27 protein-coding genes are annotated in these 26,037 nt (G+C 32.6%); 22 read left to right on the forward strand and 5 right to left on the reverse strand.

What is annotated here, in order from left to right; translation table 11 throughout:
* The first annotated feature begins 6 nt into the window (after nucleotides 1-6).
* The 19 genes from G8C43_RS00680 to G8C43_RS00770 are packed head-to-tail and all read left to right on the forward strand — an operon-like array spanning nucleotide 7 to nucleotide 15,990.
* Nucleotides 7-1,362: an MFS transporter gene (locus G8C43_RS00680; RefSeq protein ID WP_166003369.1), complete on the forward strand. Its 1,356-nt coding sequence runs from the start codon at nucleotides 7-9 to the stop codon at nucleotides 1,360-1,362.
* Between the two features lie 16 nt (nucleotides 1,363-1,378).
* Nucleotides 1,379-2,434, forward strand: coding sequence for a respiratory nitrate reductase subunit gamma (locus tag G8C43_RS00685; RefSeq protein WP_160542293.1), 1,056 nt, complete (start codon nucleotides 1,379-1,381; stop codon nucleotides 2,432-2,434).
* A gap of 46 nt (nucleotides 2,435-2,480) precedes the next feature.
* Nucleotides 2,481-4,703, forward strand: a complete 2,223-nt coding sequence (locus tag G8C43_RS00690) for a molybdopterin oxidoreductase family protein (protein ID WP_166003371.1) — start codon at nucleotides 2,481-2,483, stop codon at nucleotides 4,701-4,703.
* A 10-nt stretch (nucleotides 4,704-4,713) separates the two neighbouring features.
* A complete protein-coding gene (locus G8C43_RS00695) occupies nucleotides 4,714-5,283 on the forward strand; it encodes a 4Fe-4S dicluster domain-containing protein (RefSeq protein WP_105297390.1) in 570 nt (189 codons plus the stop codon).
* A gap of 14 nt (nucleotides 5,284-5,297) precedes the next feature.
* A complete protein-coding gene (locus tag G8C43_RS00700; protein ID WP_166003374.1) occupies nucleotides 5,298-5,804 on the forward strand; it encodes a Rieske (2Fe-2S) protein in 507 nt (168 codons plus the stop codon).
* 4 nt (nucleotides 5,805-5,808) lie between these two features.
* A complete protein-coding gene (locus G8C43_RS00705; RefSeq protein WP_105297392.1) occupies nucleotides 5,809-6,081 on the forward strand; it encodes a DUF6755 family protein in 273 nt (90 codons plus the stop codon).
* The gene (gene moaA / locus G8C43_RS00710; protein WP_166003376.1) at nucleotides 6,074-7,057 is read left to right on the forward strand and encodes a GTP 3',8-cyclase MoaA; all 984 of its coding nucleotides are present in this window, start codon (nucleotides 6,074-6,076) and stop codon (nucleotides 7,055-7,057) included. Before G8C43_RS00705 ends, moaA begins: the two co-directional genes overlap by 8 nt.
* A 38-nt stretch (nucleotides 7,058-7,095) precedes the next feature.
* Complete coding sequence (locus G8C43_RS00715) at nucleotides 7,096-8,289, forward strand: molybdopterin molybdotransferase MoeA (RefSeq protein WP_166003378.1); 1,194 nt, start codon at nucleotides 7,096-7,098, stop codon at nucleotides 8,287-8,289.
* Nucleotides 8,277-8,600 carry a winged helix-turn-helix domain-containing protein gene (locus G8C43_RS00720; RefSeq protein ID WP_166003380.1) on the forward strand — a complete coding sequence of 108 codons (324 nt, stop codon included), beginning with the start codon at nucleotides 8,277-8,279 and terminating at the stop codon, nucleotides 8,598-8,600. The genes G8C43_RS00715 and G8C43_RS00720 overlap by 13 nt, the downstream gene beginning before the upstream one ends.
* Nucleotides 8,601-8,602: 2 nt before the next feature.
* Nucleotides 8,603-9,169 (forward strand): molybdenum cofactor guanylyltransferase, encoded by a 567-nt coding sequence (locus G8C43_RS00725; protein WP_166003382.1) that lies wholly within the window; start codon nucleotides 8,603-8,605, stop codon nucleotides 9,167-9,169.
* Nucleotides 9,166-9,396: a MoaD/ThiS family protein gene (locus G8C43_RS00730; RefSeq protein ID WP_160556462.1), complete on the forward strand. Its 231-nt coding sequence runs from the start codon at nucleotides 9,166-9,168 to the stop codon at nucleotides 9,394-9,396. The genes G8C43_RS00725 and G8C43_RS00730 overlap by 4 nt, the downstream gene beginning before the upstream one ends.
* 20 nt (nucleotides 9,397-9,416) lie before the next feature.
* Nucleotides 9,417-10,502 (forward strand): HesA/MoeB/ThiF family protein, encoded by a 1,086-nt coding sequence (moeB, locus tag G8C43_RS00735; protein WP_166003384.1) that lies wholly within the window; start codon nucleotides 9,417-9,419, stop codon nucleotides 10,500-10,502.
* 12 nt (nucleotides 10,503-10,514) lie between these two features.
* Nucleotides 10,515-10,952: a molybdenum cofactor biosynthesis protein MoaE gene (locus tag G8C43_RS00740; RefSeq protein ID WP_166003386.1), complete on the forward strand. Its 438-nt coding sequence runs from the start codon at nucleotides 10,515-10,517 to the stop codon at nucleotides 10,950-10,952.
* 4 nt (nucleotides 10,953-10,956) lie between these two features.
* Nucleotides 10,957-11,646, forward strand: a complete 690-nt coding sequence (locus tag G8C43_RS00745; protein ID WP_166003389.1) for an MOSC domain-containing protein — start codon at nucleotides 10,957-10,959, stop codon at nucleotides 11,644-11,646.
* Between the two features lie 31 nt (nucleotides 11,647-11,677).
* On the forward strand, nucleotides 11,678-12,937 hold the full coding sequence (locus G8C43_RS00750; RefSeq protein WP_160542284.1) for an alginate export family protein: 1,260 nt from the start codon (nucleotides 11,678-11,680) through the stop codon (nucleotides 12,935-12,937).
* A 17-nt stretch (nucleotides 12,938-12,954) separates the two neighbouring features.
* Nucleotides 12,955-13,863: a bifunctional molybdenum cofactor biosynthesis protein MoaC/MoaB gene (moaCB, locus tag G8C43_RS00755; RefSeq protein ID WP_166003391.1), complete on the forward strand. Its 909-nt coding sequence runs from the start codon at nucleotides 12,955-12,957 to the stop codon at nucleotides 13,861-13,863.
* Between the two features lie 15 nt (nucleotides 13,864-13,878).
* Nucleotides 13,879-14,643, forward strand: a complete 765-nt coding sequence (gene modA / locus G8C43_RS00760) for a molybdate ABC transporter substrate-binding protein (protein WP_105297402.1) — start codon at nucleotides 13,879-13,881, stop codon at nucleotides 14,641-14,643.
* Nucleotides 14,644-14,647: 4 nt separating this feature from the next.
* Nucleotides 14,648-15,325, forward strand: a complete 678-nt coding sequence (gene modB / locus G8C43_RS00765; RefSeq protein ID WP_166003392.1) for a molybdate ABC transporter permease subunit — start codon at nucleotides 14,648-14,650, stop codon at nucleotides 15,323-15,325.
* An 8-nt stretch (nucleotides 15,326-15,333) separates the two neighbouring features.
* Complete coding sequence (locus G8C43_RS00770; protein ID WP_160565439.1) at nucleotides 15,334-15,990, forward strand: ATP-binding cassette domain-containing protein; 657 nt, start codon at nucleotides 15,334-15,336, stop codon at nucleotides 15,988-15,990.
* A gap of 524 nt (nucleotides 15,991-16,514) precedes the next feature.
* Here G8C43_RS00770 and G8C43_RS00775 read toward each other — a convergent pair.
* From G8C43_RS00775 to G8C43_RS00795, 5 genes are all read right to left on the reverse strand, one after another.
* Entirely contained in the window at nucleotides 16,515-17,297 is a 783-nt protein-coding gene (locus G8C43_RS00775) for a GIY-YIG nuclease family protein (protein WP_160567447.1), read from the reverse strand.
* 55 nt (nucleotides 17,298-17,352) lie between these two features.
* Nucleotides 17,353-18,615, reverse strand: a complete 1,263-nt coding sequence (locus G8C43_RS00780; RefSeq protein ID WP_160565435.1) for a Y-family DNA polymerase — start codon at nucleotides 18,613-18,615, stop codon at nucleotides 17,353-17,355.
* 1 nt (nucleotide 18,616) lies between these two features.
* Entirely contained in the window at nucleotides 18,617-19,033 is a 417-nt protein-coding gene (locus G8C43_RS00785; RefSeq protein WP_105297408.1) for a LexA family protein, read from the reverse strand.
* A gap of 279 nt (nucleotides 19,034-19,312) precedes the next feature.
* Entirely contained in the window at nucleotides 19,313-19,966 is a 654-nt protein-coding gene (locus tag G8C43_RS00790) for a response regulator (protein WP_160556480.1), read from the reverse strand.
* A 303-nt stretch (nucleotides 19,967-20,269) separates the two neighbouring features.
* Nucleotides 20,270-21,322 carry an alpha/beta hydrolase family protein gene (locus G8C43_RS00795; protein WP_166003394.1) on the reverse strand — a complete coding sequence of 351 codons (1,053 nt, stop codon included), beginning with the start codon at nucleotides 21,320-21,322 and terminating at the stop codon, nucleotides 20,270-20,272.
* A 1,224-nt stretch (nucleotides 21,323-22,546) separates the two neighbouring features.
* Here G8C43_RS00795 and G8C43_RS00800 point away from each other — a divergent pair.
* The 3 genes from G8C43_RS00800 (at nucleotide 22,547) to G8C43_RS00810 (ending at nucleotide 26,028) form a co-directional block, all read left to right on the forward strand.
* Nucleotides 22,547-22,762: a hypothetical protein gene (locus G8C43_RS00800; RefSeq protein ID WP_160542275.1), complete on the forward strand. Its 216-nt coding sequence runs from the start codon at nucleotides 22,547-22,549 to the stop codon at nucleotides 22,760-22,762.
* Nucleotides 22,763-22,772: 10 nt separating this feature from the next.
* Complete coding sequence (locus G8C43_RS00805) at nucleotides 22,773-23,525, forward strand: 2-oxo acid dehydrogenase subunit E2 (RefSeq protein ID WP_166003396.1); 753 nt, start codon at nucleotides 22,773-22,775, stop codon at nucleotides 23,523-23,525.
* A 577-nt stretch (nucleotides 23,526-24,102) separates the two neighbouring features.
* Nucleotides 24,103-26,028, forward strand: coding sequence for a type VI secretion system Vgr family protein (locus G8C43_RS00810; RefSeq protein WP_166003398.1), 1,926 nt, complete (start codon nucleotides 24,103-24,105; stop codon nucleotides 26,026-26,028).
* Nucleotides 26,029-26,037 lie beyond the last annotated feature (9 nt).

Below are 26,037 nucleotides of genomic sequence, written 5' to 3' on the forward strand. Positions count from 1 at the left end.
TCAAATATGGGTACATGGCTAAAAGAATGGAAGCCTGAAGACAATAATTTTTGGGAATCTACAGGTAAGAAAATAGCTTGGAGAACATTGACAATAACTACAATATCCCTAACACTATCATTTATCGTATGGTATTTAATGAGTGGTATTGTAACTAAACTTCCGGGTATAGGTTTTAACTTTACGGAAAAAGAGCTATTCTGGTTAGCTTCACTTCCCGGATTAGCAGCCGGAACTTTGCGTATTGTCCATACTTTCTTAATCCCAATTTACGGGACAAGACATACCGTTACATTTTCTACCTTAATAAAATTAATACCGGTAATCGGTATAGCTTTAGCAGTAATGAATCCCGAAACTCCATTTTGGGTATTTGCTGTATTGGCTTTTACAATGGGATTCGGAGGTGGAGACTTTTCATCTTTTATGCCTTCAACCAATATGTTTTTCCCGGCTCGTTTAAAAGGAACAGCTTTAGGAGTACAAGCAGGTATTGGTAATTTTGGAGTAAGTATCGTACAATTTTTAACTCCGGCTTTACTGGGAGTAGCCATTGTTGGAGCTCCGGAAATTTTAAAAACTACCGATCCAATTACTCATGAAGTAACGACTAAACCGATTTATCTACAAAGCCCGGCTTTAATATATGCACCGATACTAATAATAATGACTTTAGTTTGTTGGTTTGGCTTACGAAGCATCCCTTTAAAATCATCATTTAAAGAACAATTAGAGATTTTCAAAATTAAACATACTTGGTTTTGTACAATTACCTATTTTATGACATTCGGTACTTTCTCCGGACTTGCAGCAGCATTTCCGTTAATGATAAAATCATTATATGGAGACTTTCCGGGAGCTCCGGATCCGTTAAAATATGCATTTTATGGTCCATTAATCGGTTCTGCCAGTAGAGTAGCTTTTGGATTCGTTGCAGATAGAGTAGGAGGAGCCGTATTAACAACAATTACAGGTCTAGGATTTGCAGGTTGTATTGCAGTTATGATTACTATGGGATTGGTAGCACCGACTTCCATAGATCAATTTCCTTTATTCTTAGCTATGATGTTAACCATATTCTTTTTCTCAGGAATGGGAAATGCGGGAACTTTCAGACAATTTCCTATCATTTTCAAAGATAACCCGGTACATTCTGCAGGAGTAATTGGATGGACAGCAGCTATCGCAGCCTACGGACCGTTTATCTTTTCAATGATTATTGGAGCTGAATTACAATCATCTAAAGCTTCAGGATTGAAAAGTGTAAATTCTTTTTTCTGGGGAATACTTATATTTTCACTTTTAGCAACTGCTATAAATTGGTATTACTATCAAAGAAAAGGAGCTGAAAGACCAAGCTAAATAAATCATAAAAATTATGTTTAAATCATTTAGTACACTTAATAAACCGGCATTGTTAAAAGCAACTATTGCTACACTCTTAATTATTGCCTTAGTTTTTATAGGTTCGCGCAATCTTCAAAATTTTGACGCCGCATTAATAGCCTATTTATTTGGAGCTGTCTTTTGTGTATTTGGAGTAACCTATCGGTATTCCATTTGGTTGCAACGTCCGCCAACTAAAATGTATTGGAGACGTTCTTGGCAGTTTTTTTTCAGTAAGCATTTTATCGCTTATGCAATAAGAGGGCTTAAATTATTTTGTCAAAATATACTTTTTCAAAAATTTATATACCCGAGAGGTCGAACCCGATGGATAGGACATTTTATGTTAGCCACCGGTTGTTTAATCGCATTTTGTATAACTTTTCCGCTAACTTTCGGTTGGATACATTTTACCTTAGAATCAGGTTCAATGTCCACCTATGAAGCTCATATGTTTGGTTTTAAAGTAATGGATTTTCAATTAGGATCTTTCTTTGCTTTTTTAGTATTTCATGCCTTGGTTTGGTGTTCAATTCTAGTTATCATCGGTTCAATTATGATGATGAAAAGAAGGCTTACCAACGGAGGCTTAATAGCTACGCAAACATTTGACGGAGATTGGTTACCGCTACTTTTGTTGATAGCCATATCATTAACAGGAATAGGAATTGTTTTCGATTATACCTATTTGGACGGAAAAACCAATCAATTCATGTCAGTTTCTCACGCGGTTACTGTGATATTATTTTTAGTATGGATGCCGTTTGGAAAATTTTTCCACATATTCCAACGTCCGGCGCAACTAGGTGCCAATATATATAAAACAGAAGGTATAAGACAAGGTATGGCGGTGTGTCCTCACACCAAAGAGGAATTTGCTACCAAAATGCACGTTAATGACCTTAAAACTGTTACCAAAGAATTGGGATTTGACTTTACCTTAGAAGATGGTAGCAGTCATTTAGACTATAGCCCGGAAGGAAAACGATCTGCCCTTGCAATCGCTCACCTCAAAGCTAGAAAAGAATCCGGTAGTTTCTTCGGATAAAAAATAGAAACTATAGTAATTATAATGATAAAATAAAATTAATTATATGGCTAAATTACCTGTAGATGGAGATAAAATTATAGAGCAATTTGGACCTCATAAAAATTATACACCAAAAGAAGGTTTCAAAGGAATTTCAGATCCGGATAAACTTGTAAAAACACATTGTTGTTTTTGCGGAATGCAATGTGGTATTCAGCTAAAAGTAAAAGATAATAAAGTAATCGGATTCGAACCTTGGAAAGAGTTTCCTTTTAATGAAGGAAGACTTTGTCCAAAAGGAGTTCAGCGTTATCTACAAGATAATCATCCGGATCGATTACTTCATCCGATGAAAAGGGTTGAAAACGAAGGTTTTAAGCCTATTTCTTGGGATGATTCATTTGACAAGATAATTTCAGAAATTCATAGAATTCAAGGACAATATGGAAACAATGCCTTTGCTATGCTTTCAGGAGTTTCACTAACCAATGAAAAGAGTTACATGATCGGTAAATTTGCTCGTGTAGCTTTAAAAACAGCTAATTTGGACTACAACGGAAGACTTTGTATGGTTAGTGCCGGTGCAGGTAATAAAAAAGCATTCGGAATGGACCGATCTTCCAACAGTTGGGCAGATTTAAAACATGCGGAAGTTATCATGGTAGCCGGAGCAAATGTGAGTGAAACGTTTCCTACTTTAACTTATCGACTTTGGGAAGCCAGAGATAACGGTGCAAAGTTAGTGGTAGTCGATCCAAGAGTAACTCCGTTTGCCAGAACTGCAGACTTACATTTAGATTTACGTCCGGGTACAGACTCTGCTTTATACGGAGCTATACTTAAAATCTTATTTGACAATGATTGGGTAGACCATGAATTTATAGAAAAACACACCTCAGGTTTAGAAGAAACCTTACAGTCAATTCAAGATCATACGGTAGAATGGGCTGAAGAGGTAACCGGTGTTTCAGCAGATAAAATACGCAAAGCAGCCGAAATATGGGGTAAAGCCAAAACCAGCTTCTTATTACATGCCAGAGGAATCGAGCAACATTCCAAAGGGGTAGATAATGTAGTTGGATGCATTAATTTAGTGTTGGCAACCGGAAGACTTGGAAAACCTTATTGTGGTTATGGTACCATAACAGGTCAAGGAAACGGACAAGGAGGTAGAGAGCACGGACACAAATGTGATCAACTTCCCGGAAACAGAGATATAGAAAATCCTGAAGACAGAAAAGTAGTTTCCGAAATATGGGGTATCGATGAAAAAGATTTACCGCACAAAGGATACAGTGCTTGGGAAATTATTGAGGCAATCCATAGAGGAGAAATCAAAGGACTTATATCCATTTGCTTTAATCCTTTAGTTTCTTTACCTAATAATAATTACGTACGTTCTGCCTTAGAAAAATTAGAATTCTATGTAGCCATAGACTTCTTTTTAAGTGAAACCGCACGTTATGCCGATTTAGTTTTGGCAGGATCCCTGCAGGAAGAAGAAGAAGGTACGGTTACCACAGCAGAAGGAAGGGTAGTTCGTGTGCGTCAATGTGTAACTCCTCCGGGAGATGCCAGAACCGATACCAGTATTATTTTGGAATTAGCCAGAAGGTTAGGAGTAGAATCTTATTTCCCGTATAAAAACAGCGAAGAAATTTTCAATGAATTGAGAATAGCTTCCAGAAACAGTAGAGCTGATTATTATGGAATAACTTACGATCGAATTGAAAAAGAAATGGGAGTTTTTTGGCCTTGTCCCGAAATAGGACATCCGGGTACTCCTAGGCTTTGGGAAGATTATAAATTTAAAACACCTGATGGAAAAGCACATTTCAATCCGGCCCCTTATCGCTTATCTTCAGAAATGACCGATGAAGAATATCCGATTATTTTAACTACAGGACGGGTTGTTTCTCAATATCTAAGCGGTACGCAAACCAGAAGGATCGGAAAATTGGTGGACCAATATCCTGAACCTTTATTAGAAATACATCCTAATCTGGCACAAAAATACGGTATACAAGATAGTGATTTAATTCGAGTAGTAACTCGAAGAGGAGAAATGATAGTTCCTGCCAATGTAGTAGAAACCATCAGAGAAGATACCGTATTTATACCGTATCACTGGGGAGGAAAACATTCGGTGAATCAATTAACAATATCAACTTTAGATGCTGTTTCCAAAATGCCCGAATTTAAAGTATGTGCATGTAAATTAATTAATACAGGTAAAAAATTATCAAAAGAAGAAGAATCCAAAGCATTCCAAAGTTCAATTGGATAAATTAGAAAATATGGTAAGTACAGAATATAATAAAAATGTAGGCTTTTTCGTGGACATGCAAAGGTGCATTGGATGTCATGCATGTGAAATGGCGTGTGCTGAATGTGAAACTAACGGACAGGACAGTATGATCAATATCCATTATGTTGATCGTAAACATACCATACAAACCACTGTACAGGTTTGTATGCATTGCGATGATCCCGTTTGTGCTAATGTTTGTCCGGCTGATGCCATAACTAAAGATACTTTCGGTGTGGTACATTCAGCAAATACTTCTCGTTGTATCGGATGTTCTAACTGCGTAATGGCTTGTCCATTCGGAGTACCTAAAAAAATGGAAGAAGCAGAACTAATGATGAAATGTAATATGTGTTACGACCGTACCAGTGCAGGGCTAAAACCTATGTGCGCAACGGTTTGTCCAAGTGGAGCACTATTCTATGGAACTTTAGAAGAAATAGAAGCAAAACGTCCGAACAGTACACCGGTGAATAAGTTTATTTTTGGTAAACAAGAAGTAGTTACCAAAGTAAATATTATGATGCCAAAAGGAAGTACTGAGTTAAAAGTTCACTAATAATATTGAAGAAAATGTCAAAAAAAGATAAAGAGAAACCCATTTGGAAAACAGATTTTCCTATAAAGCAGGATGAAGCAACGCATGTTTCAAGAAGAGAATTTGCAAAGTTTTTATGCCTACTATCCGGTGGATTAGCTATAGGAAACGGTGCAATAGCTGCTAAATCTTTATTATTTCCTAAAAAAAGGCTGGATGAAGAATATTTTGTTTGTAATTCATCAGAAGTTCCTATTGGAAAGATGAAAGCCTTTGTAATTAATGAAAACCATAAAGTACCCTATATACTTATACATTTAGGTGAAGATAAATGGAGATGTTTTGAACAAAAATGCACTCATTTATCTTGTGCGGTATTATATGATCACGATCAAAATAAAATCGTTTGTCCTTGTCATAAAGGGTTTTTTAATCCTGAAACAGGAGAAGTACTGCAAGGTCCGCCGCCAAGACCCTTACCTCAACTGTCTGTTGTAATAAGAGATGGAAAAGTATACGTAACAGATAAAGATAAAGCCTAAGAATATGAATAATTTCAAAGAAGTTCAAAATTCAGCAAATTCAAATAAAATTAATACATTAATGTCTGCAATTATTGTTATATTAATATTAATTTTAACCTTGCAGGTATGGATGATGTATGGAGCATTGAACAATGCGTTAGATGATAACCAGGCGTTTGCATGGGCAACATTTGGAGGTTCGGTTTTTCTTTTCTTCTCGGCTGTCTTTTTACTAAGATATTTACCGGAACCACCTAAAAATCTAAAAAAAGATCCGAATAATAAATATGAATAAACTAGTTGATAGTTATAATCGAATTCATAATTATTTGAGAATTTCTCTTACAGACAGTTGTAATTTTCGTTGCATTTATTGCATGCCCAATGAAAAAATGCAGTGTTTGCCTTACGGAAAATTAATGAGTCCGGATGAAATTTTCAGCATAGCTAAAACGTTTACTAAATATCAAATAAATAAAATACGTCTTACCGGAGGAGAACCTTTGGTAAGACGTGATTTTGAAGAAATAGTTAAAAGATTGTCTAATTTACCGGTAGAATTGAATTTAACTACCAACGGGGTGCTTTTACATAAGTATGCGGATTTATTAAAAGAGATAGGATTGCATACAGTAAATATCAGCATTGACAGTTTACAAGAAGAAAAATTTAAATTCCTTACAAAGCGTAATGCATTCTCTCAAGTTTGGGATAACATTCTACTTTTCGTAAACCGAGGTTTTCAGGTTAAGCTCAACACGGTACTTATGAAAAATGTTAATGATGACGAAATAAAAGACTTCATCTCATTAACCAAAAAATTTCCAATACAAGTTCGTTTTATAGAATTTATGCCCTTTAATGGAAATCAATGGGAAAAAAATAAGGTTATTACTATGGACGAAATGTTGGATGAAATAGATTCTCATTTTATTTATGAGAAAATTCAGGATCACAACCACGATACAACCAAAAAATTCAAAGTTAAAGGTTATGAAGGAACTTTTGCCTTTATAACAACCATGAGTCAACCTTTTTGTCAAGGATGTAATAGAATGAGAATTACTGCTGACGGAAAGATGAAAAATTGTCTCTTTGGAAAAGATGAATTTGATATTTTAGGAACCTTACGAAAAGGTGAAGATATTGAACCGCTCATACAATCTTTTCTAAAAAACAAACATAAAAAGATGGGAGGTCAATTTGAAAATTTTGTAAAATTAAACCCCGAATATCTTAAAAACAGGAGTATGATTAAAATTGGCGGTTAACTTTTCTTTTCGATATGCTAAAAAAAACCTATTGAAACATGAATGAATTTATAACAGTATCTGAAGCGAGAACCCTTATTTCCAATGAAATACCTACTCAGTGTCCCATTCGTGAGAAGAATTTAAGCGATTCTTTGCATTCGTATATAGCTAAACCGATATATGCACCCATAGACGTACCGAATTTTACCAATTCAGCGATGGACGGATACGCTTTTTGCTATCAAGATTGGGTGGATAAAAATGAAATAACGGTTAAATACATCATACAAGCGGGACAAACTGAATTGCCAACTCTAAAGAGAGGAGAAGCAGCTCGAATATTTACCGGAGCAATGATTCCGATCGGCGCAGATATAGTAGTCATGCAAGAAAAAGCAACCGTTGAAAATAATAAATTAATAGTTCAAAAAGGAGAATTTCAAAAAGGAGATAATATACGCCCCCTAGGTTCTCAAACAAAAAAGGGTGAATTAGTGGCAGCAGAAAACACATTGATTACACCGGGTGTTATAGGTATGTTAGCAGGTTTTGGAATTGAAAAGGTACACGTTTTTTCTTCACCTAAAATTGGGATTATTGTTACAGGGAATGAATTAGTTACGGCAGGAACACCTTTAAAAAAAGGACAAATATATGAGAGTAACTCAATTACGCTGCAATCTGCTTTAAAAGAAATGGATATTTCAGTTGAATTTATAGTAAAAGTTTCTGATAATAAAGAAAAAACATTTCGTGAAATTCAAACAAGAACAGCTGAAGTTGATGTATTATTGCTTACAGGAGGTATTTCTGTAGGAGATTATGACTATGTAAAAGAAAGCTTAGAAAGAGCAGAGATACACCAACTTTTTTATAAAATTCAGCAAAAACCGGGTAAACCTTTGTATTTTGGTAAAAAAGAACAACATTATGTATTTGCCTTACCCGGTAATCCCGCATCCGTTTTAACGTGTTTTTATCAATATGTTCGTCCTTTCATAAAAGGATTGAAAGGGGAAAATCATATTTTCAATTCCTATGAAGATGCCCAGTTGCTAAACGACTTTAACAAAAAAAATAAACTCACTAATTTTTTAAAAGGGTATTTAGAAAATGGAGAGGTAAGCATAACATCCTCTCAAGAATCTTATAAAATGAATTCATTCAGTAGCGCGAATTGTATAGTAGAAATATCGGGAGAGGAAAGAATGATTCGTCAAGGGGAAAAAGTTAGAGTATGGAGAATTTAAAAATAGAAGGATTTATTTGGTTAGAAACCACCCACGGCTTAAAAATAGGCAGGGGACGGGCCGAACTATTGAACAGTATTGAGGAAACCGGATCTATAGCCGCTGCGGCCAGAGAAATCGGTATACCTTATAGAAAAGCATGGGGAATGGTAAGAGAAATGAACGAATATTCCAATACACCGCTGGTTTTTAAAAATCTGGGAGGTAAAAATGGGGGAGGTGCTTTCTTGACTAAAGAAGGGAAAAAAATTGTGGAAGAATATAAAAAAATAAACGGACGGTTTAATTTGTTTAAAACCAAAACTTTATAACAATGGAAGCTTATATCCTTGCAGGAGGAAAAAGTACTCGCATGGGAGAAGATAAAGGTTTGAAAAAACTAAACGGAATTCCTATAATACAATACAGCATTGAAGTTTTATCCCAATGTTTTCCATCGGTTAAAATTAATACGGATAAAGAAGAATATAAACAATTCGGTTTAGAATTGGTTGCAGATAAGATTAAAAATAAAGGACCATTGGGAGGAATTCATGCATCATTAGATCACTCAAAAAAAGATGTATTTGTTGTAAGTTGTGATATGCCTTTTATTACCCCCGAAGCAATTAATTATCTAGTTAACAACCTCAGTACTAATTTAGCCACCATAGCAAGTTATAGCGGAAGAATTCAACCATTGTTTGGAATATATACCTATGATGCACTACAATTTATAGAAGATAAACTAGCCGATAACCAATTAAAATTGACGGAATTTATTATAGAATCCGAATCTAAAATAATTGATCTAACTGAGATAATTAAAAAAGATATCTTTTCAAATATAAATACCCAAGAAGAATTTAAGAAAATCGAAAAAAATTTTAAAACAATATGAATATTAAAATTTTCGGGAAATTAACCGATATTTTTCAGAATGAAAAATATCAACTTAATGATAAAGTTAATACAGTTTCAGAACTTAAAGAAATATTGGAAACTTATTTTCCTGAATTAAAATCTTTAAATTATTTGATTATTGTTAATAACCAAAATGCAAAAGAAACAGACCCGATACCGGAAGGTGCAGAAATAGCTTTACTTCCGCCATATTCCGGAGGATAAAAATTTAATTTAATCAATCGATGGATTTTAAAAGATATAACAGACAAATAATTTTGTCCGGATTTGGTCTGGAAGCCCAGAATAAACTTTGTAAGTCTCGTGTATTGGTGGTGGGAGCAGGAGGATTGGGTTGCCCCGTGCTTCAATGTTTAGCTTCAGCCGGAGTTGGACAATTGGGAATTGTTGATTATGATACTGTTGAATTAACCAATTTGCATAGACAAATTTTATTCAAAGAAGGCGATATAGGAAAGTTTAAATCGGAAGCAGCAAAAGAAAGGCTTGAAGAAATGAACTCAACTATTAAAATTATCTCTTTCACGGAAAAGGTTACTTCAAAAAACGTTTATAAACTTATAGATTCCTATGAAATCGTTGTAGATTGTACAGATAATTTTCAGGTACGGTACCTTCTTAATGATATTTGTACCTTAAAAAATATTCCCTTAGTATATGGAGCCATTTACCAATATGAAGGTCAAGTTTCTGTATTCAATGTGAAAAAAGATAAAATGAAAACCAATTACAGAGATTTGTTTCCTGATCCACCCAAACCTTCAGAAGTTCCAACCTGCAATGAGACAGGAGTTTTGGGCACTCTGACGGGTATAATTGGCACTATACAAGCCCAAGAAGTTATAAAATTAATTACAGGTATCGGAGAACCTTTAGTACATAAATTAATGATATTTAACATCTTGTATTATAGTACTCGAATTATTAATTTTGCCGAGTCGGAAAAAAATTCAACTCCAAAAAATGAAGATGAATTTAAAGCAATCGATTATGAATGTAGTTGTGGAATTTTTTCATCCGAAAATGAAATTGAAAATCTTTCCCGGTTGGAAGAAGTACTTTCCAATGAAAAATCGATACTGGTTGATGTAAGAAATGAAAATGAACTACCCAAAATTTCCGGTTTCGACTATATACAAATTCCGTTGTCTGTGATTGAAGAAAATATACCTATTCTTGAAAAATTTGACACAATTGTATTTGTTTGTAAAACGGGAATACGCAGCAGCCGAGCTGTCGAGATAGCCAAAGAATTGTTTCCCAATAAAGCTGTATGGCATATTCGAAACGGAATTGACACGATTTTTTAAATAGAAAATTATATGAAAAAAATATATCCATTTTTAGAGGGAGCTATACCCGCTGAATTTATTTCTGAAAGTATTCAAAGCCATACTCATAAAAAAGATATTGGAGGACATAGTATTTTTTTAGGACAAGTTAGAGCAGATATAGTTGAAGGAAAGGAAGTTGAAGGAATAGAATTTACCGCCTATCAAGAAATGGCCGTTGACAAACTTTCACAACTACGGGAAGAAATATTTTCTAAATATGATTTGTTGTGCATGCATGTATATCATAGCCTCGGTTTGGTAAAAAAAGGCGGAATTTGTCTTTTTGTTTTTACATCATCTAAACATAGAAAACCTGCTATGCTGGCTTGTGACGAATTAGTTGAGAGAATAAAAAAAGAACTTCCCATTTGGGGCAAAGAAATATTTAGCGATAACAGCTACCAATGGAAAGAAAACAAACAATAAAACCATGAAAAAACCTTTAATTAGCTCTTTACATGCAGGTAAAATACAACGCTTGGCTAACACAGAATATCAAAGCGCCATTAACAAAAAAAAAGTTACCGATTCGCAAAAGGTATCCAAATTGGGATTAATTAATGATGAACAGAGTGATAAGATCAACCATGGAGGAGAAGAAAAAGCGGTACATCAATATGCCTTTGAAAATTATGAATATTGGAAAACGTCTTTGCCTGAACTTCCTTTATTAGAGAAATCAGGAGCATTCGGTGAAAATATTTCCTCATTAGGAATGACGGAAGAGACGGTTATGATCGGAGATATTTATAAAATCGGCAGCTGCGTGTTAGAAGTCAGTCAAGCCAGACAACCGTGTTGGAAATTAAACTATCATTTTCAATGCAGTGATATGTCGCTTAGAGTACAAGAAAGTTTAAAAACAGGATGGTATTATCGTGTATTGGAAGAAGGAAGTTTGAAACAAGGAGATACTATTGAGCTAATAGATCGGCCATACCCCGAGTATAGTTTAACCTTTTTATTAACTATTTTATATAAAAAAGAAAATTGTTTAGATAAGGAAATTTTAAACAAATTATTAAAGATAAAATCATTAGCACTAAGTTGGAAAAAAATATTTAGCAATCGTTTAGAAAATGGAACCATTGAAAATTGGGAAAAACGGTTGTTTAAATAGAGAAAATTAATTATTAACTAAAATTAAATTTATGAAACACAAAAAAATTTGGTATTTGTTGTTTTTTAGTTTAGGGAGTTTAAGTCTCTTAACTGCACAGAAAATTAAAATTGACGGAGAACTGAGAACCAGAGGAGAATTAAGAAGTGGTTTTCGTAAGCCTTTGGCAGATTCTTTAGATGCTGCTTATGTGAATAACTTAAGGGTACGATTGGGTGCTACTTATTCTGAAAAAGATTATAAAGTTAAAATTACTTTACAAGATACGGAAACGTATGGATCAAATGGAATAAATAAAACCGGAAATAATTTAGGAGTATACGAAGCTTGGGCAGAATATTTCTTTACCCCTGAATTTTCAGGAGTTTTAGGACGTCAAATATTAGAATATGACGACAAGCGTCTTTTTTCGTCCGGTAATTGGAGCAATACCCCTAATGCACATGACCTTTTAAAATTAAAATACGAAACCTCTAAATTTAAAGCACATGTCGGAGGAGGTTGGAACAATGCAGCTGATGTCCTTTATGAATCTGTGTATGACAAAAGTTATAAATCATTATTCTATACTTGGTTATATAAACCAATTGGAAAATTTACAGCTTCTGCCATATGGGTTAATGAAGGATTCCAAAAAGGAGAAGTTCCTGAAGAAGTAAAAACTTCTATCTTTAGAAATACAGTAGGAGCTAACTTTGGATTAGATGATCGCAGCATTCCTTTTTCATTCTATGCAACCGGATATTACCAGTTTGGATATGACAGATCTGACAGTAAATTAGATGCTTCTTTATTAGCATTGAAAACTAAGTACAGATTCTCCGATTTCATTTCAGCTAACGTAGGGGTTGATTATTATTCAGGTTCCAAATCCACGTTATCAAAATCTAAAGATCACACCTTTAATAAACTTTATGGAGCTAACCATTCTTTTAATGGATCTATGGAGTATTGGGCAACCTTACCTAAGCAAGGGTTACTTGATTTATACGGTGGAGTATCTGTAAAAGCTAATTCAAAATTAAGTTTCGACGGAGGATTCCATACTTTCTCAACTGCTGAAAAAATGGATAACCGAAATAACAAAGGCATAGGATCTGAAATAGATTTATTGGCAGATTATACAGTTTCTCAAACATTATCTTTACAAGCAGGTTGGAGTACTTATATGAAAAATAAGGGAACAAGAATACTAAAAGATCAATTGGGGGTTGATACCAAGTTTCCACAATGGGCTTATATCATGATTACTTTCAAACCGGTATTCTTTTCAACCAAAGCAGAAAAATAATTTAAAAAAATAAAAAAGTGGTAAATATAACGCATAAAAGTAATTCTTTACGAAAAGCCATAGCTCAAGCGGTGGTTAAGGTGGGATCTCAACAAACTATTCAAACTATTAAGGATAACAAAGTTCCCAAAGGAAATATTTTTGAAATGGCAAAAGTTGCCGGTTTATTTGCGGCAAAGAAAACAAGTGACATGATCCCGGATTGTCATCCGCTGCCCATAGAATATACTTCCATAACCTATGAAATGAAAGAATTAGAGATTTATATTTATGCTGAAATACATACCATTTATAAGACAGGAGTTGAAGTGGAAGCTATGCATGCGGCATCGGTAGTGGCTCTAACGATGTATGATATGCTTAAACCCATTGATAAGAATGTCGAAATCCAACAAATTAAATTACTGGAAAAAAGAGGAGGAAAATCAGATAAAAGCAATTCATTTGATTTACCATTAACTGCATCCATATTGGTTTGTTCTGACAGCATTTCTAAGGGTGATAAAAAAGACCGTGCAGGTAAAGTAATTATGGAAAAACTTCAAACCATAGGAGTAGATGTTTCCGATTATGAAATTATTCCGGACGAAAAAGAGGATATACAAACCAAAATTAGAGAATTTCACCGTAAAGGAGTAAATTTAATTTTGGTAACCGGCGGTACCGGATTATCTAAGAGGGATGTTACGCCTGAAGCGGTTCAACCTTTACTGGAAAGAGAAATTCCGGGAGTGGCTGAAGCGATAAGAAGCTATGGGCAAAATAGAACGCCTTTAGCCATGTTATCCAGAAGCATAGCCGGATTAATCGGAAATACCTTAGTAATTACTATGCCGGGTTCTACCAAAGGAGCAGAAGAATCTATGGATGCAGTTTTTCCTTCGATACTGCATATTTTCAAAATAATTGAAGGAGCACAACACTAAAAATTTTATATAATCATGAAACGTAAGCTAGTTTTTTTGCCGATATTACTATTTTTATTCGGCTTAATATCTTGTACAAAAGAACGTAAAGCTACTATTGCCGCTGCTGCTAATTTAAGATATGTACTGGAAGAAATTAAAGAACAATATCTTAAAGATTATCCGGGCGCAGATCTCCAAATTACTTATGGATCTTCAGGAACTCTAACCCAACAAATTATTAATGGAGCCCCTTTTGATCTTTTTATGTCTGCAGATACTAAATTTCCCGGCAAATTAGAAGATCGAGGGTTAACTTCTGCATCGGCAGTTAACTATTGTTACGGAAGAGTAGCCATGTGGAGTTCTACATTGAATTTATCGCAAGGATTGTCAGCCGTTTTGTTACCGGAAGTTAAAAAAATAGCCATTGCTAACCCGGACAATGCTCCCTATGGTTTAAATTCTGTTAATGCACTTAAAAAGGAGGATTTATACGATAAAATAAGTAAACGTATTGTATGGGGTGAAAACATTAATCAGACGGCTCAATATGCATTTTCAGGAAATGCAGAAATAGGGTTTATTGCTTTATCGCTGGCCTTAGCACCCGAAATGAAAAATAAGGGGCACTATTATGTATTACCGGAAGATATATGTCCACCGATAGCACAAGCTGCCGTACTTATAAACGGGTGGGAAAAAAACGGTGAAGCTTCTCGTTTCTTGGATTATATCATCAGTTCCAAATGTGACAATATTTGGAAAAAATACGGATACGGTTTAGCAAAAAAAGATTAATTAATTGAGCGAAGATTTTATAAACACTCTTTGGCTTACAGGTAAGTTGGCAACTCTATCAACCGTTTTCTTATTGTTTATAGGGTTGCCGGTTGCCTACCTGTTGGCATATACGCATTTCAAAATAAAACCCCTGGTAGAAGCTTTGATCTGTATGCCTTTAGTTCTTCCTCCCACGGTACTGGGTTATTATTTATTGGTGGCCTTTAGTCCCCAAAACATGCCGGGCGCTTTTTTAGAGAAACATTTTAATACCAGATTAGCTTTTACTTTTGAAGGCATAATTATAGCAAGTATTATAGCAGGTTTGCCCTTTATGATACAATCACTTCAAAATGGATTTTCGTCTCTTCCTGTAAGTTACAGAGAAGCTGCCTATACTTTAGGAAAATCCAAAACAACTACATTTTTCAAAGTTTTATTACCTAATATAAAGCCTTCTCTTATCACCGGTGTAGCATTAACTTTTGCGCATTGCATAGGAGAATTTGGAATTGTGTTAATGGTTGGAGGAAATATCCCCGGAGAAACTCGTATAGCTTCTATTGCCATATACGATCAGGTACAAGCATTAGATTATAAAACCGCAAATCAATATTCATTTATTTTATTTTTAATTTCATTTATATTGCTTACTCTCATTTATAGCATTAATAAAGGTTTTAAAATTAAAACTATATAATTTTCTTAATGATATATATTGATATTGAATATAGAATTTTAACCTCGGAAGGAAGTCGTATTCTATCTGTCCAAACTGAACTTCCCGAAAACCAATTAATATGTATTTCCGGGCCTTCGGGAATAGGAAAAACTACACTTCTTAGAATGATTGCCGGTTTAACAAAACCCGATAGGGGAATAATTCAAGTAGGAGATCGCATTTTCTACGATTCTTTAAATAACATAAATTTAAGTCCGCAAAAAAGAAACATAGGTTTCATGTTTCAAGATTATGCTTTATTTCCCAATATGACGGTGGAAGAAAATATATCTTTTGCACAAAATAAAGTAAAAGATAAAGCATGGGTGGATACTCTAATTAAGTCTTATGGATTAGATGCTTTACGAAATCAGAAACCTGATAAACTTTCAGGAGGACAAAAACAAAGAACTGCTCTTGCTAGAACTTTGGCTAAAAAAGCGGATCTATTACTTCTGGATGAACCTTTGTCTTCTGTAGATTCGACAATGAGGATAAAACTTCAAAACGAAATTTTAAAGACACATGCTGTTTTTGGTTCTACTACCTTAGTAGTTTCTCACGATCAAGACGAAGTTAACAAAATGGCTCAGTGTGTTTTATATATGGAATACGATCAAATTCGACTAATCAAGAATTCTTAGAATTATACTATATTTTATTTTATTTTATCTTTCTTGTATAAAATACATGTATTTTTATTAAAATTCGTATATTTTTTTAGAAATTTGTATCTTTGTGTGCACTAAATAAATTTTTCACAATATAATTGAAAAATTAAAACTAACTTCTAGATAAATGAAACTATTAATTTTTCTTTCTTCTTTGCCGGGATTTTTAACAATTACTTTTATTATTTTAAAAGTTTTAAATATTATAGAATGGTCTTGGTTGATAGTTTTTTCGCCTTTATGGTTTACTTTTTTATCTAGTATGATTTTTATTTTATTATTAATTTTTCATGTAAAAATTTATAAAAGATATCTTGAAAATTTTTTTAAAATAAATGATTATTAGGATTATTAGGCAAAATAATATAACGCTAAAAACGTTCTATTAAACGTAAACAATTGTCTGTATTTAATGGGGGTAAAAAATACAGTACATTACCGGTATAAAAATAATAATTGATTGAAAACAAAATTATTAGGTTTGTAGTAAACCTGTTTTATTGTTTTTTCAAATAGCTTCTTAAAATTCTTCTTGCATCTTTGTTATCCGATTTAGGCATAATAAACGTTAACGGATCTTTTCGAGATCTTTTCGGGCAGAATCCGAATCCTTTATAAATTCCGTTTTCAATTAAAACTAATCCCTTTTCATCCTTTGTTCTTCCCGGAAGTTTTAATAATACGGTTTCTTGTGGAAAAGAATTTTTTTCTAAATATTGATGCACACGCTTGTTATAATCATCTACGGGTTCTTCATTAACGCAGGCGCCTAAACACTCGTGTAGCGTATATTGGAAACATTGAGCCTTGGATTTATACAATCCGTTTATTTTTTGGCAAAGTTTATAAGTTTCCGTAATGCGGAATAAATCTTCTTTTCCTTGCTTTAAGCTCAAATAAGAATTAATTTCCTGTGATCGGTTATCTATCTTTTTCAATTGTAAAGATATATACCCTTCTTGAGTTATTTCGGGATATAAGCCATAATAAAAAATGCTGTGCCTTTGCGCTCTATTATAAATAGGTTTGTGGTGTTTTATTTCCTCAGATTCCATAAGCAGGGCAATTAATTCGCTTCCTGTAGGTTCATACCTGACTTTGGAAGCAAAGTTTTGTATTTTTACCGATTTACGGTCGGTACAGGTAAAATGTTGGCTTAATCTTTTTTTGATATTATTGCTTTTTCCGATATAAATCAATCGTTCTTCATGGGTATAAATATAATATACTCCCGGAACGGTGGGTAAATCGGTAACCATCTTTTTTAAATCCTCACGCATATTCACTCTGTTTTTTTATAAAATTATCATCGGATGATATTTAGCCGGATCTTCCTTATACCTTAACTTGTATAAGTTCCCTCATATCGGTAGAGAAACGTTTAGAAAGTCGGGTCTGCTTCATCTTCCAAGTCCTTTTAATATCTTGACAACCCAATTTCAGTTTATCTTCATGGTATTTATGGTTCAACTTATCCATAATCTTCATAATAGGTTGGTGTTTCAGGTAATAATCCTCATCAAACAAAGAAATTTGTCTTTCCGATTCAGGGATTAGACCAGAAACAATAACTCCTGCTTTTTTGTATTGGTACCCCTTTTTATATATGGTTTCCAATGCCTTTTGAGCGCATTTACTTAACTCAATAGCTGAATTGTGGGGATTAGACAGCGTTAAAGTAACAGCGGGGTGATGTTGAATTAAATCGCCCCTATAAAAATTTGTATGCAGGAATACAGTCACATAATTACAACAACTTTGTTGTGCGCGTAATTTTTCTGAACATTTCACGGCAAAGGTAGCTACTCTTTCTTTTAAATCTTCTAGTTTGTCGGTCATGTAATCGAAGGTGCGGGTAGTGGCAATGGACTTTTTACGAGCCGGCAAATCTATATCAAGCTGAGGAATTCCCTTTAATTCATTGATCATGCGGATTCCTACTATTCCCATTTCTTGACGTATAAATGTTTCCGGAAGATTAACCAATTCATAAGCCTTGCGAATACCTTTTGCCTGAAATCGTTTGTTTAATCTTCTTCCAATTCCCCATATGTCTCCAATATGCAACCACTTGAGTGCTTTTTCAATTTTTTCGGGAGAATCAATAACATATACATTATGGGTTTGCTCAGGATATTTTTTGGCTATCCTGTTAGCTACTTTGGCAAGTGTTTTAGTAGGAGCAATTCCTATGCTGGTAGGAATGCCTACACCCTTAAGTATATATTTTCTTAAATCTAAACAATGTTCCCGCAAATTCAATTGCATATAGCCGTTAAAGTTCATAAATGCTTCATCGATAGAATATATTTCAACTTCTTTGCAATAACGCCCGATGATATTCATTACACGGTTACTTAAATCACCATACAGGGGAAAATTGGCGGAATAGAGGAATATTTGATTTTCTTCAAATACTTTTTCATATTTAAATGCAGGAGCTCCCATAGGGATGCCGAGGGCCTTTGCCTCATTGGAGCGGGCAATTACGCAGCCGTCGTTATTTGAAAGCACACAAACAGGTTTACCTGTTAAAGAGGGATTACTCACTCTTTCGCAAGAAGCATAAAAGTTATTACAATCTAATAAAGCATACATGCTATGAAAATTTTATAATGGTATGGGTAAGTATTCCCCAAATAATAAAATCTTGATCAGGAGTAACCCGGATCGGTTCGTATTCCTTGTTTTCAGGCAGGAGAATAATTTCTTTTACTATTCCTTTTTCCTTTACTACCTTTAGTCTTTTTAATGTAAATTCCCCGTCTATATAACATACGGCAATATTGCCGTTTTTAGGTTCCAATGCTTTATCCACGATAATAAGATCTCCGTTATAAATCCTCATATCTTTCATAGAATCCCCATTTACTCGTGCCAAGAAAGTGGTTTCGGGATCTCTTATTAATTCGTCGTTCAAATTAATTCGTTCTAAATGAAAATCATCTGCTGCCGAAGGAAATCCGGCTTTGATGTCTCCTGCAAACCATAAAGATAAATTATCTTTTCGCTTCATAAATGCAAATTTATTATGAATTATGTTGAAAAAGAAGCGATAAAATAGCAATTTGATTGATATTTAGATAATATCAATGATATATCCTTAATAAAATAAAGGCATATTTATGAGGTGCTAACTGTTTCTACCATCATTTATATACCGAAAGGATATAGGGATCGGATATTTACTGTTTAATTGATGGATTTCATGAATATATGCATTAAACTTTTATATGTAATTGAAAATAAATCAATTAGGTTGTAAAATATTTTTTAATAAATTTTACCGTACGATTTATATTAAGTTCCAATCCGAAAATAAAGTAAGTAAATGTAAAGTAGTTGCAGCTCCGGCATGTTGTCGAATCGATACCAATCTTTTATTTAAATAACTTTCACTGTTGGGATATACCTTTTCTGTTTTGAATTTGACTGAAATTTCAGGCACATTCATACCAACCGATAATAGGCGCACTAATTCCAGGTCGTTGTTTGTGAACTCAAATAATCCGCCTTTTTGAGATTTGTTGGAGTACAGGTATATTTTATTTTCATAAACGTCTTCTATGGCCTTCTTTAATTCTTTTGCACTTTCTGCACTTTTCGTTATAAAAGCATCTATATTATATTTTTCAAAAAAAGAATTAATAATAGGCTGTCTGTCTTCAATGGAAAAAACAATAATTTTAAGATCGGGAAATTCCTCTTTAGCTACTTTAATAAGTTCTTCCCCTGATGTAATGGCATGTTCTTGATTAGGGTCAAATGTTAAGTCTGTAATTAATAGTCCATAAGGTAAATTATTAGAAAAAGACTTTCGAATTTTAGAAATGGCATCATCACAATAATTTGCTTGGTCAATATGAGGAATATTTAGTTCTTCAACTATCTTTTTAACAGCAAAATTATCGTTAGAGAAATTCTCTGCAATAAGAATCTTTTCAAACATAATAAAACTTTTTAGCGTTGTGTTGTTGTCTTTGTATTGCCTGCAAAAATAAGATTATTATTTTAAAATTCAGGGATAAAATTTTACACTTTTTTAGTAGAGATTAAAAACGAAATAAGGAAAAGGGTTTTGAGGATATCATAACAGCAATAGAAGTTAAGTCATGTTTTTTAAAGATTAAGTAATTTATATATAAATATCGGTAATTTTTTACTAATTTTATTGAAATGGTATATATAAAAAATGGCAAGGCTATTAAAACTATTTAATAGCCTTGCCATTTATGAAATTTTTTTAAAGCTTCTAGTTATTTACTAAGAAACTGCTTATTTGCTTAATCAATTGAGTATGAATATTTGCACGCTCATTCGTGTCAAATTCACAAGTAGGAACTTGATCCGGTCTGTCTTTTTTAAATAGTTCTATTGCGTTTTTTCTGCAGATAGCCATAAAGCTGTAATGGGTAGCATTATTCAAAACTATGTGTTTGGAAGTTTTTTCCGGTAGATATTTAGTTAAATAACCGGTTTCTAATTCTGCCGGTATTCTTTCTACAAATGGTCCGGCGGAATACACTAAAACCGGAATTTTTATTTCCGATAAGCTGGACGGAATAAACATGCGGCCAAATCCTATATCTAAGATTACTGCTCTTTTGATACGGGGATCTTTCATGTCTTTATCTAATTTCAGAAAATCTGATCTTTCATCCAAACCTTTCATTTGCTCATTGAAAACGTCACAAGCTAACATGATGGGATATTTACGACATTCTTTTTTGAAAACTTTAGCAGAAGATTTACCGCCAATAGCTTCCACTGCAGTCCATCCTCCATAAGAATGCCCGATAATAGAGATATTATTAGCATCTATATGATCTGAAAATTGTTTAGTTTCCAATAAATAACTGATTGTACGACGAATATCTTCCGGACGGGCTAACATATCTCGAGCAAGTTGCGGATCCATATCTTGCAAGGTAGTTCCGGGATGATTAGGCATTGCCACAATAAATCCCCTTTTACTTAAAGCTGCAGCTAACCAAATATGATTATCCCAAGACCCATTCAGTCCATGAGAAAAAATAACCAAAGGAAAGCTTTTATCGGATATTTTCGCATCATAAATTACATTTTCACCGATGATATATTCATTATCTCCAATTCTTGCAATGGGATGTTTTGCCGAGGTTGGATATACCAAAGCAATTTGAAGCGGTCTTAAATAATCATTTATATTTATTTCACGGAATCCTGTTTTGTAGATACTTTTTTTAGAATTTGATAACGATTGGGCAGATAAATTAATACTATTAAGTAATAAACATAAAAAAGCTAAGATAATTTTATTTTTCATTTTCATTTTTATATATTAAATTATATTTATTCAATAATATTTATCGTAATTATTTTAAACGTATCCCGTTGGTATAAATAATTACTCCTTACTAGGCAGTATATAATGTAAGCTTAATTATAGAAATTGGTTTTTATTAGAAAAAATCTATAAATAAGGTAATCCAATTTTATCAGGTTATAAAATAAGTTTACTAATTAAATACAGACTTAATCCATAGTGATTAATTTATGAACATTCTTTTTTAAAGTCATAATCATTCATATATATCATTTTAAAATTAAATTATTTATACACAATAATACATATAAATTTTAAAATAATTTTTTAAAATTAATAAAAATATATAAGTTAAACTCCTGATAATTGTCATTTTTATGTTTATTTATATATTATTGTTATTGTGTTTTTTGATTGAATCGGTACGAAATATTATACTCATATTCAGTAAATATTTTTTATTATTTAATTATAAAAAAAAATAATTTTATTAAACTAAAAAATAAATTTTTATATTATAAATTCGAGTGAATACGTGTAAATAACCCAATTTTTATATTTAAATATGGTTAATTGATTTATGTGTATTAAAAAATGAAAAATAAATAAAATATTATATATTTATTTTCATATATTTGATTTATGCTAACATAAAATATAATTTTATGAAATTAACATCAAAAAGTAAGTTTTTAACTCTAAAAGGAAGGCATGTAAGCCGGAAAATTAATTTGAATAGTTTAACTAAAAATTTAATCAAAAGCGTTAACAATTGTTACTTATAAATAAAAAGCATACATCAGGATAATAGAAAGGGTATATGATCAGTCATGAATTAGTATATCCTGCTTGAAACATGAAAAATTAAGTAAAACGATTATAATATTGATTTGCACATATCAGATAGAATATAGGTCATTTCAATCAGAATTATAAAAAATAGAAATTAAATAGGTGCTATTCTTTTAAAAATAGATAATCCTAAATATAGGGAACGCAGTAGTGAATGAAACTAATTTATTTAAAGAAAATAATTACGGAAAAATTTTCCGGCTATTACCAGGATTAGATTTGTTTTTATAGCAAAAACAGTTTCATTAGTTAATTCATATATAGCTTAAAATGAAAAAAATTAACACAATGATATGAGATAAAATAAATAAGTGAATCTGCTAACCACTCGAAATTCAATAAAACTAAATTTAAACTAAAAAAATAATACTTATGAATAAGACACAAAAAACAGATGAATTTTTGCAAGTATTGCTATACAAAATGGTCATATTTGAATCAGTACTACAAATAATAAAAAAATGGAATTCCTTATTTCCATTAGAAATAGGTGCGTATGTTGAAAAATATGTAATGATATTTTCAAATAAATATTTTTTATTAATAAAGAATGTAAAGAGCATATCGCTAATAGATTCTAATATTTAAATAATAAAAAATGAATCCAATAAAGCCTATTTTAAGACAAATAAAGGGAGTATATAGTTTTTTACAATACACCAAAAAAATAAATGCCATCCATCTCTCAGTAAACGTAGATGCTACTAATCTCGTTGAGTATAGAAATAACAATACAAGAAAAAAAATTTCTTATACTGCTTATATGATATATATTGTATCAGAGGTATTAAAAAATTTTCCGGAACTAAATATAGCTGTCAAACGCTCCAAATTTTTTCCGAAAGTGGTACAATACGAAACCATAAATGCAAAATTTATGTTAGACAAAGAAATTAATGGGCAAAAGAAAAATATATCTTGTGTAATTAAAGATTCGGATGAAAAAAAACCTGAAGAAATTCAAGAAATTATAGATAAATGCAAATTTTCTGACTATAATACTTCCATCTTTTTTAAAGAAACCAGATTAATAGAAGCTCAACCCCAATATTTGAGACGTTTGATTTCATTTTTAATTTATAAAAATTTAGCTAAAAGACACCGCATTCAGGGAAGCTTTATGATTACTTCGCTAAAGGATAATGATCTAATTACAGAAGTTCCTGTCATAAGTTCAACAATGAGTATAAGTTTAGATGAGTTAAAAAATATTCCGATTGTAAAAAATAATGAAAAGTTTTATAAAGTTATTATGTATTTAACCATGACATTTGAAGAACATGTACTTAATAGTACTTTAGCATCCAATTTTTTAAGTGAAATAAAAAATAAAATTGAAAATTTTAAATAACTTTTAATTAAACATTTGATCTACACGTCAACAAAAAAGAAAAAGTAACAAATTAGAGAAAAATTGTAATCAGGCTTAAAAATTATAGTTGTCTATTGGTAAACTATTTCTACAAATTTACTTGAAACTTTTTTCTTATAAAGAAAGATTCAAATTTAGACCTTACAATAAATCTAATAAGGAGTTGACTTAAACGATTTATTTAGACGCCGATCCATCCCTCATTAATAAATGAAAAACCGGTACTATAGAAGATTACGTAATGTAAATGAATTAATCATATATCCAATATTAAATTTTAATCCGTAATGATGATATCATGAACTATATTTAACAAAAAAGAGTAAACAAGGAATAAATTAATGTTTAACGTTTATAATGAATATAAAATAAATACTTTTTAAACATATCTTTTACAATAAACCGTTCATAATTGGAAACTATTTAAATTATTTATTAATGGTATTTTAATAAAAAATAAAATAAAAAATATTTTATTTGGTTTAAAAATATCTTTATATTTATCCTGTATATATATTTATATATCTATAAACAAACTAACTAAAACATTCCTGTCATGAATCCAATTATGCCGGATGAAGGAGAATCCTTCAAACTATTAACTCAAAAAGAAATAGAAGAAGCTAAACAACAAAAAGGAGTTATAGCTGCCTATGGAGGAAGTAAACAACAACTCTATGGAAATTCACATCTTGTTCATATAGAAGTACAAATAAACGGAAATCCGTTTTTTTCAAATACCTGTATACATTTGAAGCTAATTCAGAAAATCAATGCAGATCATGAATTTACTCTAACCGCTGATCCCGGAGAATTCGATGAATCCAATGCCTATTTGCTTCAGAATTCAAAAAAATATCTGGGAAATCGCATAACTTTTAGTTTCATACAATTTGGAAAAATTGTCTCCGTATGGACAGGACTTATATCAAGCATATCCTCCAATAAAAAAGACGGGATAAAGAAGATTATCATTCGAGGAAAAACTCCGGCTTTTCTAATGGAAAATGGAATTCATTGCCGAAGTTTTGAAAATCAAACCTTAGAAGAGATTATACGAGAAGTTTCCCAAGACTATCCAAAAGATATAGTTTCGTTTGATTGCAATCCCAACCTTAAAAACAAATTGCCCTATACCGTTCAATACAATCAAAATGATTTTCAATTTATAAAAAATCTCGCCGTAAGATATGGAGAATACTTTTATTATAACGGAGAAAAATTTCAATTTTCCTCGTGGGGCAGCCGCATAGTTGAATTGACCGAGGGCGAAGATATATATGACTATGAACTTAAACTGGAAACCAAACCTCAAAAATTCTCTTATGCCGTTTATGATCCCATACAAGGAAAAGATTATACGATAAACTCTGAAAGAGAAAACCTCCAAAAGTCCACAAATCCCTTTCAACAATCAGCCTTTAACTCCAGTCAAAATTTGTTTACCAAAGCACCCACCGCACATTACCATCATAGTCTTTTACACAAAGGACAGGTTGAAATAGAAGAGGCGATTATCAAACAAAAGGTAAAACAACAAAATTTGGTTTATATAGAAGCTACCTCTAATAACCCTGAACTACGGATAGGAGATATTGCGAAAATAAATATTTGGATGCCCGGGCATGAAATCTTCAAAACAGGTAAAACCCCCATTGAATCCTACCGAATAACAGAAATAACTCACGAATTTTCAGATGGAGAAGGATATACCAATACCTTTATCGGGTTACCCAAAGAGGTAACCGTTCCTGCGTATTGTGATGAATACGAATATCCGAAAGCCCCCCTGCAACATGCCGTCGTTACAGATAATAAAGATCCCTTGCGAATGGGAAGAGTGCGCGTACAATTTGTTTGGCAGAAACCCGACAATCAGCAAACCCCTTGGATTCAAGTAATCCAACCCCATGCCGGATCAGGAAAAGGCTGTTTTATGAATCCCGAAATAGGAGAAACCGTATTGATAGCCTTTCAAGGCGGCAATGCCGAAGCGCCTATCGTAGTAGGAACAGCATACAACGGAGGAGAAATTGCGACCTATTACACAGCCGAAAATGACATTAAAGTCATACAAACAAGAAGCGGAACCCAAATACTGTTTAATGATGCAGAGGGTAGCATTTTAATAACCGATCCCGGAAAAAGCAGCTGGTTTATGGACGGAAAAGGAAATATTTCCGTAAATGCCCCTAATAATATGAATTTTAACGTAGGAAATGATTTTACGGTTACCATAGGGAATAATTTTCATGTACAAGTAGGAAATGACAATCATTTGGAAGTAGGGAATGAGCTCAAACATATTTCTCATTCTTATACACAAAGGGTATTCGAAAATAAAAAAATTACGGTTAACGGAGAATTAACCGAAACAACAGCTACTTCCACCTATAAAATAGTAGGAGGGGATCTTTGGATACAAAGTTCAGGAACAGCAACAATTTTAGGGGCCATTGATGCAAGAGTAAATAAAGGATAAAAACAAGGT

Origin of the sequence: Apibacter sp. B2966 (genome assembly GCF_011082485.1) — a bacterium.
Taxonomy (GTDB): domain Bacteria; phylum Bacteroidota; class Bacteroidia; order Flavobacteriales; family Weeksellaceae; genus Apibacter.